This is a genomic window from Pseudomonas sp. NPDC089758, from assembly GCF_044748705.1.
In the GTDB taxonomy this organism is placed as follows: Bacteria; Pseudomonadota; Gammaproteobacteria; order Pseudomonadales; family Pseudomonadaceae; genus Aquipseudomonas; species Aquipseudomonas putida_X.
In genome coordinates this window covers 132,522-147,293 of sequence record NZ_JBIVGN010000012.1, presented here as the reverse complement: position 1 = coordinate 147,293, position 14,772 = coordinate 132,522, and the positions used below count along the sequence as shown (strand labels likewise).

The 14,772-nt window shown below is 61.4% G+C and carries 14 protein-coding genes and 2 pseudogenes; 11 read left to right on the top strand and 5 right to left on the bottom strand.

Annotated features, from left to right (window positions below; genetic code table 11):
• Positions 1-13: 13 nt before the first annotated feature.
• Positions 14-1,054 (bottom strand): low specificity L-threonine aldolase, encoded by a 1,041-nt coding sequence (locus ACIPZH_RS17560; protein ID WP_400637076.1) that lies wholly within the window; start codon positions 1,052-1,054, stop codon positions 14-16.
• A gap of 471 nt (positions 1,055-1,525) precedes the next feature.
• On the opposite strand from ACIPZH_RS17560, the gene ACIPZH_RS17555 reads away from it, so the two are divergent.
• From ACIPZH_RS17555 to fdhA, 7 genes are all read left to right on the top strand, one after another.
• A complete protein-coding gene (locus tag ACIPZH_RS17555; RefSeq protein ID WP_241805617.1) occupies positions 1,526-2,779 on the top strand; it encodes a serine hydroxymethyltransferase in 1,254 nt (417 codons plus the stop codon).
• Between the two features lie 15 nt (positions 2,780-2,794).
• A complete protein-coding gene (locus ACIPZH_RS17550; protein WP_241805618.1) occupies positions 2,795-4,045 on the top strand; it encodes a sarcosine oxidase subunit beta family protein in 1,251 nt (416 codons plus the stop codon).
• A gap of 14 nt (positions 4,046-4,059) precedes the next feature.
• Positions 4,060-4,395: a sarcosine oxidase subunit delta gene (locus ACIPZH_RS17545; RefSeq protein ID WP_241805619.1), complete on the top strand. Its 336-nt coding sequence runs from the start codon at positions 4,060-4,062 to the stop codon at positions 4,393-4,395.
• Entirely contained in the window at positions 4,392-7,409 is a 3,018-nt protein-coding gene (locus tag ACIPZH_RS17540) for a sarcosine oxidase subunit alpha (RefSeq protein WP_400628678.1), read from the top strand. The genes ACIPZH_RS17545 and ACIPZH_RS17540 overlap by 4 nt, the downstream gene beginning before the upstream one ends.
• Before the next feature lie 261 nt (positions 7,410-7,670).
• Positions 7,671-8,303, top strand: coding sequence for a sarcosine oxidase subunit gamma (locus tag ACIPZH_RS17535; RefSeq protein WP_400637074.1), 633 nt, complete (start codon positions 7,671-7,673; stop codon positions 8,301-8,303).
• Positions 8,304-8,313: 10 nt separating this feature from the next.
• The gene (gene purU / locus ACIPZH_RS17530) at positions 8,314-9,171 is read left to right on the top strand and encodes a formyltetrahydrofolate deformylase (RefSeq protein WP_241805625.1); all 858 of its coding nucleotides are present in this window, start codon (positions 8,314-8,316) and stop codon (positions 9,169-9,171) included.
• Between the two features lie 315 nt (positions 9,172-9,486).
• Positions 9,487-10,686, top strand: coding sequence for a formaldehyde dehydrogenase, glutathione-independent (gene fdhA / locus ACIPZH_RS17525; protein ID WP_241805626.1), 1,200 nt, complete (start codon positions 9,487-9,489; stop codon positions 10,684-10,686).
• Positions 10,687-10,915: 229 nt separating this feature from the next.
• On the opposite strand, the gene ACIPZH_RS17520 is transcribed toward fdhA, so the two are convergent.
• Positions 10,916-11,122, bottom strand: a complete 207-nt coding sequence (locus ACIPZH_RS17520; protein WP_400637073.1) for a hypothetical protein — start codon at positions 11,120-11,122, stop codon at positions 10,916-10,918.
• 486 nt (positions 11,123-11,608) lie between these two features.
• Here ACIPZH_RS17520 and ACIPZH_RS17515 point away from each other — a divergent pair, with 486 nt between their 5' ends.
• From ACIPZH_RS17515 to ACIPZH_RS17500, 4 genes and pseudogenes are all read left to right on the top strand, one after another.
• A complete protein-coding gene (locus tag ACIPZH_RS17515; RefSeq protein WP_400637071.1) occupies positions 11,609-11,857 on the top strand; it encodes a hypothetical protein in 249 nt (82 codons plus the stop codon).
• A gap of 19 nt (positions 11,858-11,876) precedes the next feature.
• Positions 11,877-12,149, top strand: a complete 273-nt coding sequence (locus ACIPZH_RS17510; RefSeq protein ID WP_400637069.1) for a DUF3077 domain-containing protein — start codon at positions 11,877-11,879, stop codon at positions 12,147-12,149.
• A 120-nt stretch (positions 12,150-12,269) separates the two neighbouring features.
• Positions 12,270-12,780: pseudogene (locus ACIPZH_RS17505) on the top strand (formaldehyde dehydrogenase, glutathione-independent); the annotation flags it as partial.
• A gap of 63 nt (positions 12,781-12,843) precedes the next feature.
• Positions 12,844-13,044, top strand: coding sequence for a hypothetical protein (locus ACIPZH_RS17500; protein ID WP_400637067.1), 201 nt, complete (start codon positions 12,844-12,846; stop codon positions 13,042-13,044).
• 39 nt (positions 13,045-13,083) lie between these two features.
• On the opposite strand, the gene ACIPZH_RS17495 is transcribed toward ACIPZH_RS17500, so the two are convergent.
• From ACIPZH_RS17495 to ACIPZH_RS17485, 3 genes and pseudogenes are all read right to left on the bottom strand, one after another.
• Positions 13,084-13,962, bottom strand: coding sequence for an RHS repeat-associated core domain-containing protein (locus ACIPZH_RS17495; RefSeq protein WP_400637065.1), 879 nt, complete (start codon positions 13,960-13,962; stop codon positions 13,084-13,086).
• A 157-nt stretch (positions 13,963-14,119) separates the two neighbouring features.
• Positions 14,120-14,382 (bottom strand): annotated as a pseudogene (locus ACIPZH_RS17490) (DUF3077 domain-containing protein).
• A 136-nt stretch (positions 14,383-14,518) separates the two neighbouring features.
• On the bottom strand, positions 14,519-14,761 hold the full coding sequence (locus ACIPZH_RS17485; protein ID WP_267819328.1) for a hypothetical protein: 243 nt from the start codon (positions 14,759-14,761) through the stop codon (positions 14,519-14,521).
• Between the last annotated feature and the right edge of the window lie 11 nt (positions 14,762-14,772).

Sequence of the window (14,772 nt, the reverse complement as noted above, 5' to 3'; positions counted from 1 at the left end):
CCGAGCAATGACGTCAGGCGCCGATGACGCTACGGATATCCGCTGCCAGTGAGCGCACCCGTTCCTCTTCGGTATCCCATGAACACATGAACCGCGCCCCGCCGCTACCAATGAAGGTGTAGAAGCGCCAGCCTCTGGCGCGCAACGCTTCCAGCCCGGGCTCCGGCATCTGCAGGAACACCCCGTTGGCCTCTACCGGGAACATCAGCTCTACCCCCGGCAGGTCACTCACCAACGACGCCAGCAACTGTGCGCAATGGTTGGCGTGGTTGCCATGGCGCAGCCAGGCGCCGTTTTCCAGCAGCCCCACCCAGGGTGCCGACAAAAAGCGCATTTTCGAGGCCAGTTGCCCGGCCTGCTTGCAGCGGTAGTCGAAGTCTTCGGCCAGGTCGCGGTTGAAGAACAGGATCGCCTCACCGACCGCCATACCGTTCTTGGTGCCGCCAAAGCACAGCACATCCACGCCGGCCTTCCAGGTCAGCTCGGCCGGGCTGCAGCCAAGAAATGCGCAGGCATTGGTGAACCGCGCGCCGTCCATGTGCAGGTTCAGGCCCAGCTCTTTGCAGGTGGCGCTGATCGCCTTGAGCTCATCGGGGCGGTACACGGTACCGACTTCGGTAGCCTGGGTCAGGGTCACCACACGTGGCTTGGGGTAGTGGATGTCTTGGCGCTTGAGCGCCACTTCACGGATCGATTGCGGCGTCAGCTTGCCGTTGACGCTGGGCGCGGTGAGCAGCTTGGAGCCGTTGGAGAAAAACTCCGGCGCGCCACATTCATCGGTTTCTACGTGGGCGGTCTCGGAGCAGATCACGCTGTGGTAGCTCTGGCACAAAGAGGCCAGGGCCAGGGAATTGGCGGCGGTGCCGTTGAAGGCGAAAAACACTTCGCAGTCGGTTTCGAACAGCTCGCGGAAGTACTGGGCGGCGCGCTCGGTCCACTGGTCGTCGCCGTAGGCGCGGTCGTGGCCGATGTTGGCCTTTTCCATCGCTGCCCAGGCTTCGGGGCAGATACCGGAATAATTGTCGCTGGCGAATTGTTGGCTTTTGTCTGTCATGACACGGTCCTGTGAACGAAGCAGAACAGCACTCTAAACCATCGATTCAGCGGTTGCCTATACAAGCTCTGCACGGTTGCTGGTGTGGGGTTCTCATGCCGGTCGAATCGCCGGTGAGCGCTGCCTGGCGGGGCTCCAGTGGCCTTGGCAGCGGTGGGGCAGTCAGTCTGATCAGGGCTGCTGCGCAGCCCATCGCCGGCAAGCCGGTTCACCCACCAATACGGTGCCAGCCTCAAGCACTGCCGCAGGCCAGCCCCCGCAGATAAGACTCAGGCCTCGAAAACTGCCGCAGTCCGGTGGGGGCCGGCTTGCCGGCGATAGGCCCGGTGCGAGCAACAAAAAAGCGAATGTCGTAAACGCGCCATTGCAAGGCGTGCGCAGGCATCTGACCCTCCCCGGCCAGTCATACCATCGCCACAAAGGGCCACAGTGCCTTACAGACAAGAAACGATCGCTGCCGGGAGAACCACGATGTTCAGCAAGCAAGACCAGATCCAGGGTTACGACGACGCACTGCTGGCGGCGATGAATGCCGAAGAACAGCGCCAGGAAGATCACATCGAACTGATCGCCTCGGAGAACTACACCAGCAAGCGCGTCATGCAGGCCCAAGGCAGCGGCCTGACCAACAAGTACGCCGAAGGCTACCCAGGCAAGCGCTACTACGGTGGCTGCGAGCACGTCGACAAGGTCGAGGCGCTGGCCATCGAGCGCGCCAAGCAGCTGTTCGGCGCCGACTACGCCAACGTTCAGCCGCACTCCGGCTCTTCGGCCAACAGCGCGGTTTACCTGGCCCTGCTGCAGGCCGGTGACACCATCCTTGGCATGAGCCTGGCCCACGGCGGCCACCTGACCCACGGCGCCAAAGTGTCGTCTTCGGGCAAGCTGTACAACGCCGTGCAGTACGGCATCGATACCAACACCGGCCTGATCGATTACGACGAGGTCGAGCGCCTGGCCGTCGAGCACAAGCCGAAGATGATCGTTGCCGGCTTCTCGGCATACTCCAAGACCCTCGATTTCCCACGCTTTCGCGCCATTGCCGACAAGGTCGGCGCACTGCTGTTCGTCGACATGGCCCACGTCGCCGGCCTGGTTGCCGCTGGCCTGTACCCGAACCCGATCCCGTTCGCCGACGTGGTGACCACCACCACCCACAAGACCCTGCGCGGCCCACGTGGCGGCCTGATCCTGGCCAAGTCGAACGAAGAGATCGAGAAAAAGCTCAACGCCGCTGTGTTCCCTGGCGCCCAGGGCGGCCCGCTGATGCACGTCATCGCCGCCAAGGCTGTGTGCTTCAAGGAAGCTCAGGAGGCTGAGTTCAAGAGCTACCAGAAGCAGGTCATCGAGAACGCCCAGGCCATGGCCCAGGTATTCATCGACCGCGGCTACGACGTGGTCTCCGGCGGTACCGACAACCACCTGTTCCTGGTCAGCCTCATCCGCCAGGGCCTGACCGGCAAAGATGCCGACGCTGCCCTGGGCCGCGCGCACATCACCGTCAACAAGAACGCCGTGCCGAACGACCCGCAATCGCCGTTCGTCACTTCCGGCCTGCGCATCGGCACCCCGGCTGTCACCACCCGCGGCTTCAAGGTCGCCCAGTGTGTGGCCCTGGCCGGCTGGATCTGCGACATCCTCGACAACCTCGGTGACGCTGACGTCGAAGCCGATGTGGCGAAGAACGTCGCGGCCCTGTGCGCAGACTTCCCTGTTTACCGCTGAGTGGAGTAAACGACCATGCAACGCTACTCGGGCTTCGGCCTCTTCAAACACTCCCTCAGCCACCACGAGAACTGGCAGCGCATGTGGCGCACGCCGACCCCTAAAAAGGTCTACGACGTGGTCATCGTTGGCGGTGGCGGCCATGGCCTGGCCACGGCCTACTACCTGGCCAAGGAACATGGCATCACCAATGTCGCGGTGGTTGAGAAAGGTTACCTGGGCGGCGGCAACACCGCCCGTAACACCACCATCGTGCGTTCCAACTACCTGTGGGACGAGTCGGCGCAGCTGTACGAGCACGCCATGAAGCTGTGGGAGGGCCTGTCCCAGGACATCAACTACAACGTGATGTTCTCCCAGCGCGGCGTCTACAACCTGTGCCATACCCTGCAGGACATTCGTGACTCCGAGCGCCGCGTCAGCGCCAACCGCCTCAACGGCGTCGATGGCGAACTGCTGAACACCGCCCAGGTCGCGGCCGAAATCCCGTACCTGGACTGCTCGAAGAACACCCGTTACCCGATCCTCGGCGCTACCGTTCAGCGCCGTGGCGGCGTCGCCCGTCACGACGCGGTGGCCTGGGGCTATGCCCGTGCCGCCGACGCCCTGGGCGTGGACCTGATCCAGCAGACCGAAGTGATCGGTTTCCGCAAGGAAAACGGCGCAGTGATCGGTGTGGAAACCAACAAAGGTTTCATCGGCGCCAAGCGCGTCGGCGTGGTCACCGCCGGTAACTCCGGGCACATGGCCAAGCTGGCCGGCTTCCGCCTGCCGCTGGAATCGCACCCCCTGCAAGCACTGGTGTCCGAGCCGATCAAGCCGATCATCGACAGCGTGATCATGTCCAACGCCGTGCACGGCTACATCAGCCAGTCCGACAAGGGCGACCTGGTGATCGGCGCCGGTATCGACGGCTGGGTCGGCTACGGCCAGCGCGGTTCGTACCCGGTCATCGAGCACACCCTGCAGGCCATCGTCGAGATGTTCCCGAACCTCTCGCGCGTGCGCATGAACCGCCAGTGGGGCGGCATCGTCGACACCTCGCCGGATGCCTGCCCGATCATCTCCAAGACCCCGGTCAAGAACATGTTCTTCAACTGCGGCTGGGGCACCGGCGGCTTCAAGGCGACCCCGGGCTCGGGCAACGTCTTCGCCGCCAGCCTGGCCAAAGGCGAGATGCACCCGCTGGCTGCGCCGTTCTCCATGGACCGTTTCTACAACGGCGCACTGATCGACGAACACGGCGCCGCCGCCGTCGCCCACTAACCGGAGACACCGTCATGTTGCATATTTTCTGTCCCCACTGCGGCGAGCTGCGCTCCGAAGAAGAGTTCCACGCCTCTGGCCAGGCGCACATCGCCCGCCCGCTGGACCCTAACGCCTGCTCCGACGAAGAGTGGGGCACCTACATGTTCTTCCGCGACAACCCGCGCGGTATTCACCATGAACTGTGGGACCACGTTGCCGGCTGCCGTCAGTACTTCAACGTCACCCGCGACACCGTGACCTACGAAATTCTGGAAACCTACAAGATCGGCGAGAAGCCACAGGTGACCGCAGGCGGCAAGCAAAGCAACGCACCGTCGACCGTCAAAGGCCAAGGGGAAAAAGTATGAGCCAGACCTATCGCCTCGCCAGCGGCGGCCGTATCGACCGCAGCAAGGTCCTGAACTTCACCTTCAACGGCAAGACCTACCAGGGTTATGCCGGCGACAGCCTGGCCGCCGCGCTGCTGGCCAATGGCGTCGACATCGTTGGCCGCAGCTTCAAGTACTCGCGCCCACGCGGCATCATCGCCGCCGGTACCGAAGAGCCGAACGCCATCTTGCAGATCGGCTCCAGCGAAGCCACCCAGATCCCCAACGTGCGCGCTACCCAACAGGCGCTGTACGCAGGCCTTGTCGCCACCAGCACCAACGGCTGGCCGAACGTCAACAACGACGTCATGGGCATCCTCGGTAAGGTGGGCGGCAGCATGATGCCGCCTGGCTTCTACTACAAAACCTTCATGTACCCGAAATCGTTCTGGATGACGTACGAGAAGTACATCCGTAAGGCAGCAGGCCTTGGCCGTGCGCCGCTGCAGAACGACCCGGACAGCTACGACTACATGAACCAGCACTGCGACGTGCTGATCGTCGGCGCCGGCCCTGCAGGCCTGGCCGCTGCCCTGGCGGCGGCGCGCAGCGGTGCCCGGGTGATCCTGGCAGACGAACAGGAAGAGTTCGGCGGCAGCCTGCTCGACAGCCGCGAGACCCTTGACGGCAAACCGGCCGCTGACTGGGTAAACGCCGTGGTCAAAGAGCTGCAAAGCCTGCCGGACGTGACCCTGCTGCCACGCGCCACGGTCAACGGCTACCACGACCACAACTTCCTGACCATTCACGAGCGCCTCACCGACCACCTGGGTGACCGCGCCCCGATCGGCCAGGTTCGCCACCGCGTGCACCGTGTACGTGCCAAGCGCGTCGTACTGGCTGCCGGCGCCCACGAGCGCCCGTTGGTGTACGGCAACAACGACGTGCCGGGCAACATGCTGGCAGGCGCTGTCTCGACCTACGTGCGCCGTTATGGCGTGGCACCGGGCCGCAAGCTGGTGCTGTCGACCAACAACGATCATGCCTACCGCGCTGCGCTGGATTGGCATGACGCCGGCCTGCAAGTCGTCGCCATCGCCGACGCCCGCCACAATCCACGTGGTTCGCTGGTCGAGGAAGCCCGTGCCAAAGGCATCCGCATCCTCACGTCCAGTGCTGTGATCGAGGCCAAAGGCAGCAAGCACGTCACTGGCGCCCGCGTGGCGGCCATCGATGTGCAGGCACACAAGGTCACCAGCCCAGGCGAAACCCTCGACTGCGACCTGATCGCGACCTCCGGCGGCTACAGCCCTATCGTCCACCTGGCCTCGCACCTGGGCGGTCGCCCGGTATGGCGTGACGACATCCTTGGCTTCGTGCCCGGTGATGCACCGCAGAAGCGTGTGTGCGTGGGTGGCATCCACGGTGTGTATGCGCTGGGCGATGTGATTGCCGATGGTTTCGAAGGGGGCGTGCGCGCAGCCACTGAAGCCGGCTTCAAGGCAACCACCGGCACGCTGCCAAAAACCGTTGCACGCAAGGAAGAGGCCACCGTGGCGCTGTTCCAGGTGCCGCACGACAAAGGCAGCAAGGGGCCGAAGCAGTTCGTCGACCAGCAGAACGATGTGACCGCCGCCGGTATCGAACTGGCCACCCGCGAAGGCTTCGAATCGGTCGAGCACGTCAAGCGCTATACCGCGCTGGGCTTCGGTACCGACCAGGGCAAACTGGGCAACATCAACGGCCTGGCCATCGCCGCCCGTTCGATCGGTATCACCATTCCGGAAATGGGCACCACCATGTTCCGCCCCAACTACACACCGGTGACTTTCGGTGCGGTAGCGGGCCGTCACTGTGGCCACTTGTTCGAACCTGTGCGCTTCACTGCCCTGCATGCCTGGCACGTGAAGAACGGCGCCGAGTTCGAAGATGTCGGCCAATGGAAGCGCCCTTGGTACTTCCCCAAGGCGGGTGAAGACATCCACACCGCTGTGGCCCGTGAGTGCAGGGCCGTGCGCGACAGCGTGGGCCTGCTGGACGCCTCGACCCTGGGCAAGATCGATATCCAGGGCCCGGATGCCCGCGAGTTCCTCAACCGCATCTACAGCAACGCCTGGACCAAGCTCGATGTGGGCAAGGCCCGTTATGGCCTGATGTGCAAAGAAGACGGTATGGTCTTCGACGACGGCGTGACCGCCTGTGTCGGCGACAACCACTTCTACATGACCACCACGACCGGCGGCGCCGCACGCGTGCTGCAGTGGCTGGAGCTGTACCACCAGACCGAATGGCCAGAGATGAAGGTGTACTTCACCTCGGTCACCGACCACTGGGCCACGCTGACCCTGTCTGGCCCCAACAGCCGCAAGCTGCTCAGCGAGCTGACCGACGACATCGACCTGGACAAGGACGCCTTCCCGTTCATGACCTGGAAGGAAGGCACTGTCGGCGGCGTGCCGGCCCGTGTGTTCCGGATTTCGTTCACCGGTGAGCTGTCGTACGAAGTCAACGTGCAGGCCAACTACGCCATGGGCGTACTGGAAAAAGTCATCGAGGCCGGCAAGAAGTACAACCTGACCCCGTACGGCACCGAAACCATGCACGTACTGCGTGCCGAGAAGGGCTTCATCATCGTTGGCCAGGACACCGATGGTTCGATGACCCCGGACGACCTCAACATGAGCTGGTGCGTGGGCCGTAACAAGCCGTTCTCGTGGATCGGCCTGCGTGGCATGAACCGCGAGGACTGCGTGCGGGAAAACCGCAAGCAGCTGGTGGGCCTCAAGCCTGTGGACCCGACCAAGTGGCTGCCCGAAGGCGCCCAGTTGGTGTTCGATCCGAAGCAGCCGATCCCGATGGACATGGTCGGCCACGTCACCTCCAGCTACGCGGCCAACTCCCTGGGGTATTCGTTTGCCATGGGTGTGGTCAAAGGCGGCTTGAAACGCATGGGCGAGCGCGTTTATTCGCCGCAAGCCGATGGCAGCGTGATCGAGGCAGAAATCGTGTCTTCGGTGTTCTTCGATCCGAAGGGTGAGCGGCAGAACGTTTGACTCCAGGCCCTGTGTCGAGCCGGCTGGCCCAATCGCCGGCAAGCCGGCTCCCACAGGTGCGATGCAGTTCTGAAGGCTGATGCTGTACCCGTGAGCGCTGGCTTGCCAGCAATGAGGCCAAGCTGATGTCTTTCACAGGATCGATGCAGTTCTGAAGGTAGGTGCGGTCCCTGTGGGAGCCGGCTTGCCGGCGATGAGGCCGGCAAATACGCCCTGCAAGCTGCTTCGTATCGACGACCAAGAATTCAAGGCAGGTAAGAAATGAGCGCTATCAACGTCTTCCAGCAAAACCCCGGCGCCGACGCCAAGGCGCAGTCGCCGCTGCACCACGCCGACCTGGCCAGCCTGGTTGGCAAAGGCCGCAAGAACGCAGGTGTGACCCTGCGTGAAAAGAAATTCCTCGGCCACCTGACCCTGCGCGGTAACGGCCACGACCCGGAATTCGCCGCCGGCGTGCACAAGGCCCTGGGCCTGGAGCTGCCAGTGGCCCTGACCGTAGTCGCCAACGGTGAAATGTCGCTGCAGTGGCTCGGCCCCGATGAGTGGCTGCTGATCGTCCCCGGTGGCCAGGAGTTCGCCGTCGAGCAAAAGCTGCGCGCAGCCCTCGAGGGCCAGCACATCCAGGTGGTCAACGTCAGCGGCGGGCAAAGCCTGCTGGAGCTGCGCGGCCCGCACGTGCGCGAAGTGCTGATGAAGTCCACCAGCTATGATGTTCACCCCAACAACTTCCCGGTGGGCAAAGCGGTGGGTACTGTGTTCGCCAAGTCGCAACTGGTGATCCGCCGCACGGCCGAGGACACCTGGGAACTGGTGATTCGCCGCAGCTTTGCCGATTACTGGTGGCTGTGGCTGCAGGACGCTTCTGCCGAGTACGGCCTGAGCATCGAAGCCTAAGGAGAGCAACATGAGTCGGGCACCGGATACCTGGATTCTCACCGCCGACTGCCCGAGCATGCTCGGCACCGTCGACGTGGTGACGCGTTACCTCTTCGAGCAGCGCTGCTACGTGACGGAGCACCATTCGTTCGATGACCGGCAGTCGGGGCGCTTCTTCATTCGCGTCGAGTTCCGCCAGCCGGACGGTTTTGACGAGGTCGGTTTCCGTGCCGGCCTTGCCGAGCGCGGTGATGCGTTTGGCATGGTGTTTGAGCTGACCGCACCGAATCACCGCCCCAAGGTGGTCATCATGGTGTCCAAGGCCGACCATTGCCTGAACGATCTGCTTTACCGCCAGCGCATCGGCCAACTGGGCATGGACGTGGTCGCGGTGGTGTCCAACCACCCCGACCTCGAGCCACTGGCACACTGGCACAAGATTCCCTATTACCACTTCGCACTGGACCCCAGCGACAAGGCCGGGCAAGAGCGCAAGGTATTGCAGGTGATCGAAGAGAACGGGGCCGAGCTGGTTATCCTTGCCCGTTACATGCAGGTGCTGTCGCCTGAACTGTGCCGGCGCCTGGATGGTTGGGCGATCAATATCCACCATTCGCTGTTGCCGGGGTTCAAGGGCGCCAAGCCTTATCACCAGGCGTACAACAAGGGTGTGAAGATGGTGGGTGCCACGGCGCATTACATCAACAACGACCTGGATGAAGGGCCGATCATCGCCCAGGGGGTCGAGGTGGTGGACCATAGCCACTACCCCGAAGACCTGATTGCCAAGGGGCGTGACATCGAATGCCTGACGCTGGCGCGGGCGGTCGGGTATCACATCGAGCGGCGGGTATTCCTCAACGCCAATCGGACTGTCGTTTTGTAGAGGCCTTTCGGGCCTCATCGCCGGCAAGCCGGCTCCCACCTGGATTGCGCCGGCTTCAAGGAATTGGGCAACACGGTTGCTACCACAGGTAAACCACAGGCCTGAAGAACTGCGCGGTCGAGGTGGGAGCCGGCTTGCCGGCGATGGGCCCCACCCCGTTCGGCCTGCCGTAAAAAGGCATTCCCCTGTCGCTTTCAGTCAGTGTCTCGCGCCCCATCAAGCCCACAATTCTCTGCATTCCAGTAACACATGTCGCCCATGGACGGCGGCGCTTCAACCAACGCTGCATAAATACAAATCAAGCGAGGTAAGAGCATGTCTGGCAATCGTGGAGTGGTGTACCTGGGCGCTGGCAAGGTCGAGGTGCAGAAGATCGACTACCCAAAGATGCAGGACCCGCGCGGCAAGAAGATCGAGCACGGCGTCATCCTCAAGGTGGTCTCCACCAACATCTGCGGCTCCGACCAGCATATGGTCCGCGGCCGCACCACTGCCCAGGTCGGCCTGGTCCTGGGCCACGAAATCACCGGTGAAATCGTTGAGATGGGCCGTGATGTTGAACGCCTGAAAATCGGCGACCTGGTGTCGGTGCCGTTCAACGTCGCCTGCGGCCGCTGCCGCTCGTGCAAAGAGATGCACACCGGTGTCTGCCTCACCGTCAACCCGGCCCGCGCCGGCGGTGCCTACGGCTATGTCGACATGGGCGACTGGACCGGCGGCCAGGCGGAATACGTGCTGGTCCCGTACGCCGACTTCAACCTGCTGAAACTGCCGGATCGCGACAAGGCCATGGAGAAGATCCGTGACCTGACCTGCCTGTCCGACATTCTGCCCACCGGCTATCACGGTGCCGTGACGGCTGGCGTAGGCCCAGGCAGCACCGTTTACGTGGCCGGTGCCGGCCCGGTCGGCCTGGCCGCTGCTGCCTCGGCGCGCCTGCTGGGCGCTGCCTGCGTCATCGTCGGTGACCTGAACCCGGCCCGCCTGGCGCATGCCAAGGCGCAAGGCTTCGAAGTGGTCGACCTGTCCAAGGACACCCCGCTGCACGAGCAGATCGTCGACATCCTCGGCGAGCCTGAAGTGGACTGCGCCGTCGACGCCGTCGGCTTCGAGGCACGTGGCCATGGCCACGAAGGTGCCAAGCACGAAGCCCCAGCCACGGTGCTGAACTCGCTGATGCAGGTCACCCGCGTTGCCGGCAACATCGGTATTCCGGGCCTGTATGTGACCGAAGACCCGGGCGCGGTCGATGCCGCCGCCAAGATCGGCGCGCTGAGCATCCGCTTCGGCCTGGGCTGGGCAAAATCGCACAGCTTCCACACCGGCCAGACCCCAACCATGAAGTACAACCGCCAATTGATGCAGGCGATCATGTGGGACCGCATCAATATCGCCGAGGTGGTAGGCGTGCAGGTGATCAACCTGGATCAGGCGCCGGAAGGCTATGGCGAGTTCGACGCAGGTGTGCCGAAGAAGTTTGTGATCGACCCGCACAAGATGTGGGGCGCGGCGTGATCAATGCGTGAAAAAAAACCCTCGAAAGAGGGTTTTTTCTCCTGGGCTCTGCACGAACAGTCCGGAGATGAAGGTCTGGCAAGGCGAAGCAACCGAGGAAGCGGTGCGTAGTGGCATACATGAGTATTCCGAGGCTGTTATTAACGCAGCGTGACCAACTATCTAGGCTTGTCGTACAGAGCCGTCAGGTCAGGGTGGGTTCATGTCTGCAACTTGAATAGGTGTGGGACTACTCTTCTCCATCGCCATTTACCTGCAGTACTGAGCCTTTGTCATCGGTAGCCAGCAGCCCGGTGGCAGGCGTGTCACCCGCCTGCACCTCGGCAAGCGGCATATCCGCATTGCGGAAAATGGCGCATTGTGTGTTGCCCTGTTTGACGGTGATGAGTTTATTGCTTTGGTAGAAGAACAGGGTGTTGTTCAATGATTTGCTCATGGCATTGGTTCTCTTCGGCGTTGATGAAAACGCAGGCCCAAGGGCGTCTTGATGTAACTAATTGCAGTATCAGAGAGACTGCTTAATGCGGCTGCTGGCAAAAATAACAGGCGGCTTTGGGAAGATAGTGATCAGTAGAGAGCTCGACGGCTACTGGCAAAAATGACAGGTATGCGGAAATTGCCTACGTATCGATGGGTAATTTCCTGCTTACTCTGTGGAGGTGGTAGGAAATACCCTACGCATTCTGTCGACCGCCGTCTGATTGCCCCTGGAATCCTCGCCCTCTAGGCTGCTCGGGTCGCTGAATGGTTCAGCGACCGGGCGTGGAAACCCGGCAGTAATGTGGAAGCTGTCGATATGGCAGCTGTACGCGGGAGGTCTTCGGGCCTACCGGGTTTTCCACATGCCTGGTTTTCCACCCCGTGTACAGCTGCCGCCCAATGTGTGGAAACGAAGGGGGCAGCTCACAAATGTGGAGCTGTCATGAAAAAAATAGTCCCCGATCCACCCCGCCTCAAACTGTTCAACACCCTCTACTCCTCCATCCACCCCGAGCTTGTCCCGCCCGAGGCCTTGGCGGTCGCCAGCGAAATGCTGCTGGGTATCTCGGAACTCATCGGCGAGTATTGCCACGCGCATACCGGCGAGGCGGGCGTGTACATGCTCACCAATGCTGTGCATAGCGCCGATACAGCACATGCGTTGATCGAGCATGCGCTCGAGCGCATGTGAGGGTTTGGGGAGCTATGCGATGAGTGCAGAGAAGCACGCAAACCTGACAGTTGGCGTCGAGACGTTCTGTGAAGCCGGCGAACAGCCCTGCCATATTTTCCGGGTGATGCCAGGCGTGCCATTCGAGCATGCCTATGAGCAGGTCTCGGTGCTGCTGGGGTACATCAAGCATCTGGTGCGCGAGGGTGATATGGAGGATGACCACAAACTGCTGGGCGCGGCGGATTACCTGAGTGCGTTCGCCAAGGCAATCATGGATGACATCGAAATCGCCCGGAACAGGCTACGTTGATCGTTGAGGTTGGCAGTGTTGGGGCCGCTTTGCGGCCCTATCGCGACACAAGGTCGCGCCTGCATTGGGGCAATGGGGCTACGCGGATCGGCCCGATGCGCGGCCCACGCCAAGTCCTAGGGCTTCCAACGGGTCGACCTGTCCAAGGACACCCCGCTGCATGAGCAGATCGTTGACATGCTCGGCGAGCCTGAAGTGGATTGCGCCGTGGACGCTGCCGGCTTCCAGGCACGTGGTTAAGGTCAAGCAGGTGCCAAGCACGAAGCCCCAGCCACGGTGCTGAACTCGCTGATGCAGGTCACCCGCGTTGCCGGCAACATCGGTATTCCGGGCCTGTATGTGACCGAAGACCCGGGCGCGGTCGATGCGGCCGCCAAGATCGGTGCGCTGAGCATCCGCTTCGGCCTTGGCTGGGCAAAATCGCACAGCTTCCACACTGGCCAGACCCCAACCATGAAGTACAACCGCTAATTGATGCAGGCGATCATCGTGGGACCGCATCAATATCGCCGAGGTTGTAGGCGTGCAGGTGATCAACCTTGATCAGGCGTCGGAAGGGTATGGCGAGTTCGACGCAGGTGTGCCGAAGAAGTGTGTGATCGACCCGCATAAGATGTGGGGCGCGGCGTGACACCGTGATATAGCGAAAGCCCCTCAACGTGGAGGGGCTTTTTTATGGCTGCTTGTCTGAGCCTTGGACGACAAGCACCGAGCCCATCTGCTCCGTGGCCAGCAGGCCGTTGGCTTGCGCGTCGTCTGTGCTCAGTTCCGTCAACGGGAGTTCCGCATTGCGGAAAATAGCGAGGTGCTTATCGCCTTCTTTCAAAGTAATAAGCTTGCCGCCCTGATAGAAGAGCAGCGTTTTTGCTCATGGCTCAAATCCCTGCCGTGCTGACTGAATGGAGGCTGCTCCAAGCCCATTTTTCTATCACCTTTAAAATCGGTTCTGTCTGATAGCTCTTGCGATGCCCTCGTTTGTCGCGTGCTCAACGCGCTCTGGATCGGGATGCCACTCATCCCACGAGTCTGCCGATGATGTTGAAATAGGCCTCCTAGAAGGAGTACTCGGTGATGTGCTGCGCTCATTTGGAAGAAATCTAGCCACATCAGCAACGAGGCCGGGATTTGAGAGGTCTTGATGAGTGGGTGTTGTAGGGCGTGAGGTTGGCCGAGCTTGCTGGCTGCTGCTAATAGGTTGCCCAGTCACACGGGCTGTAGGTTTTGTAGAAAGTGATGGTTGCGTCATCTGTCCCGAGTGCGTCAGGATTATCTTGCCATTTGTCCCGGTTAACTTGCCTCGGATGAGCTTGAGGTTGTTGCGGAAAATAACTCGTCTGACCAGGGCTGCGAAGCTGATGTGTCCGCTTGGGTCGAGTCGGTTGACAGGGTCGCCTAGGCAATAAGTATAAGTATTGAGGCCGCCTTCGTGGAACGGACTGTATACGTCAGGCGTATTGAAGCACATGCGCCTGGGATCATAGTTCCGACGACCTTCACCGAGTAGATAGTGCCTGCTCACTGAGGAAAAGTGTTCGCTATTAAATCCTAGCAATGATTGACGCGGTGAAAGTTTAGGATCATGGCCGTAAGCTGTGTAACTGAAAGCCTGTTGGCCATATTTGCGGTGTACAGACAGTACCGTACCCTTGTCATCGACGGCCAGCAGGCCGGTGCTGTGGTGTTGCTCTGTGCCCATCTGGGCCAGTGGCATTGTCGAACAGCGGAGGATTGCGCGAAACTCGGTGAGCTGTTTCACCGTAATGACCTTGCCGCCTCGGTAGAAGAGAAGTAGAAAATTCGGCGCTTTGCTCATGAATTGCATCCCTGCAGCGCTGGCTGAATCGGGTTGTTTTGTGCCCATGCTAAACCGCCGCAGGGATTTAGATACTGGCAAAACTAACAGTTCAAAAGCTCACACGAAATCTACAGGAGCGGGCTTGCCGACGACGAGTGGGCAGCCGACGCAAAGCTCAGCGCATCATCCCCAGCTCGGCATCGTCCATCAGCGCCTTGGCCAGCGCGCTCAGATAGTGTGAAGCCCAAAGCAATTGCGGCTTGTTATCCATCAGGCCGTCTATTGTCAAATCTCTTACATAGCCCATCAGTTCCGAAGCTTGTTCCCGTGCATTGTGGCAGGGAATGCTCGGGGCAATGCAGAACGGCGGGTGGGTCTGGCCTTCGCCCTGGTAGAAAAAGTCTTGCCTACGGTGGTCTTGGTGTCGTCGCTGGTCATTTTTCAATTTCCCTGAAGTTTTTTGACTGCCAGGCCCGGCGCTGTCGCGGCTGAAGCCGCTTCTACAGACCGTGCGCAATCCTTGTAGGAGCGGATTTCCGCGATGGGCCAGCCCAGGCAACACAAGCCTCACGCCTCAGTGCAGCGTTCGCGGCTCCGCCGGCAGTTGCACTTGGACCAACGCCGTCTCAAGCAGCACCCGCAGCGTTTCGAGTTCATGCATCGTGGCCATCATCAATATCGAAACCGGCGATTTGGGCTGCAGCAGAAGCGCCTGATGCGCGACGGTGTGGGCGCACAGTGCGTAGTCCGTGGCCTGGATGAGGGTATCTTCGAGGGAAAGGGAGGTGTGGGGTGGATCGGGGACAATCTTAAGCATGATGGAACACC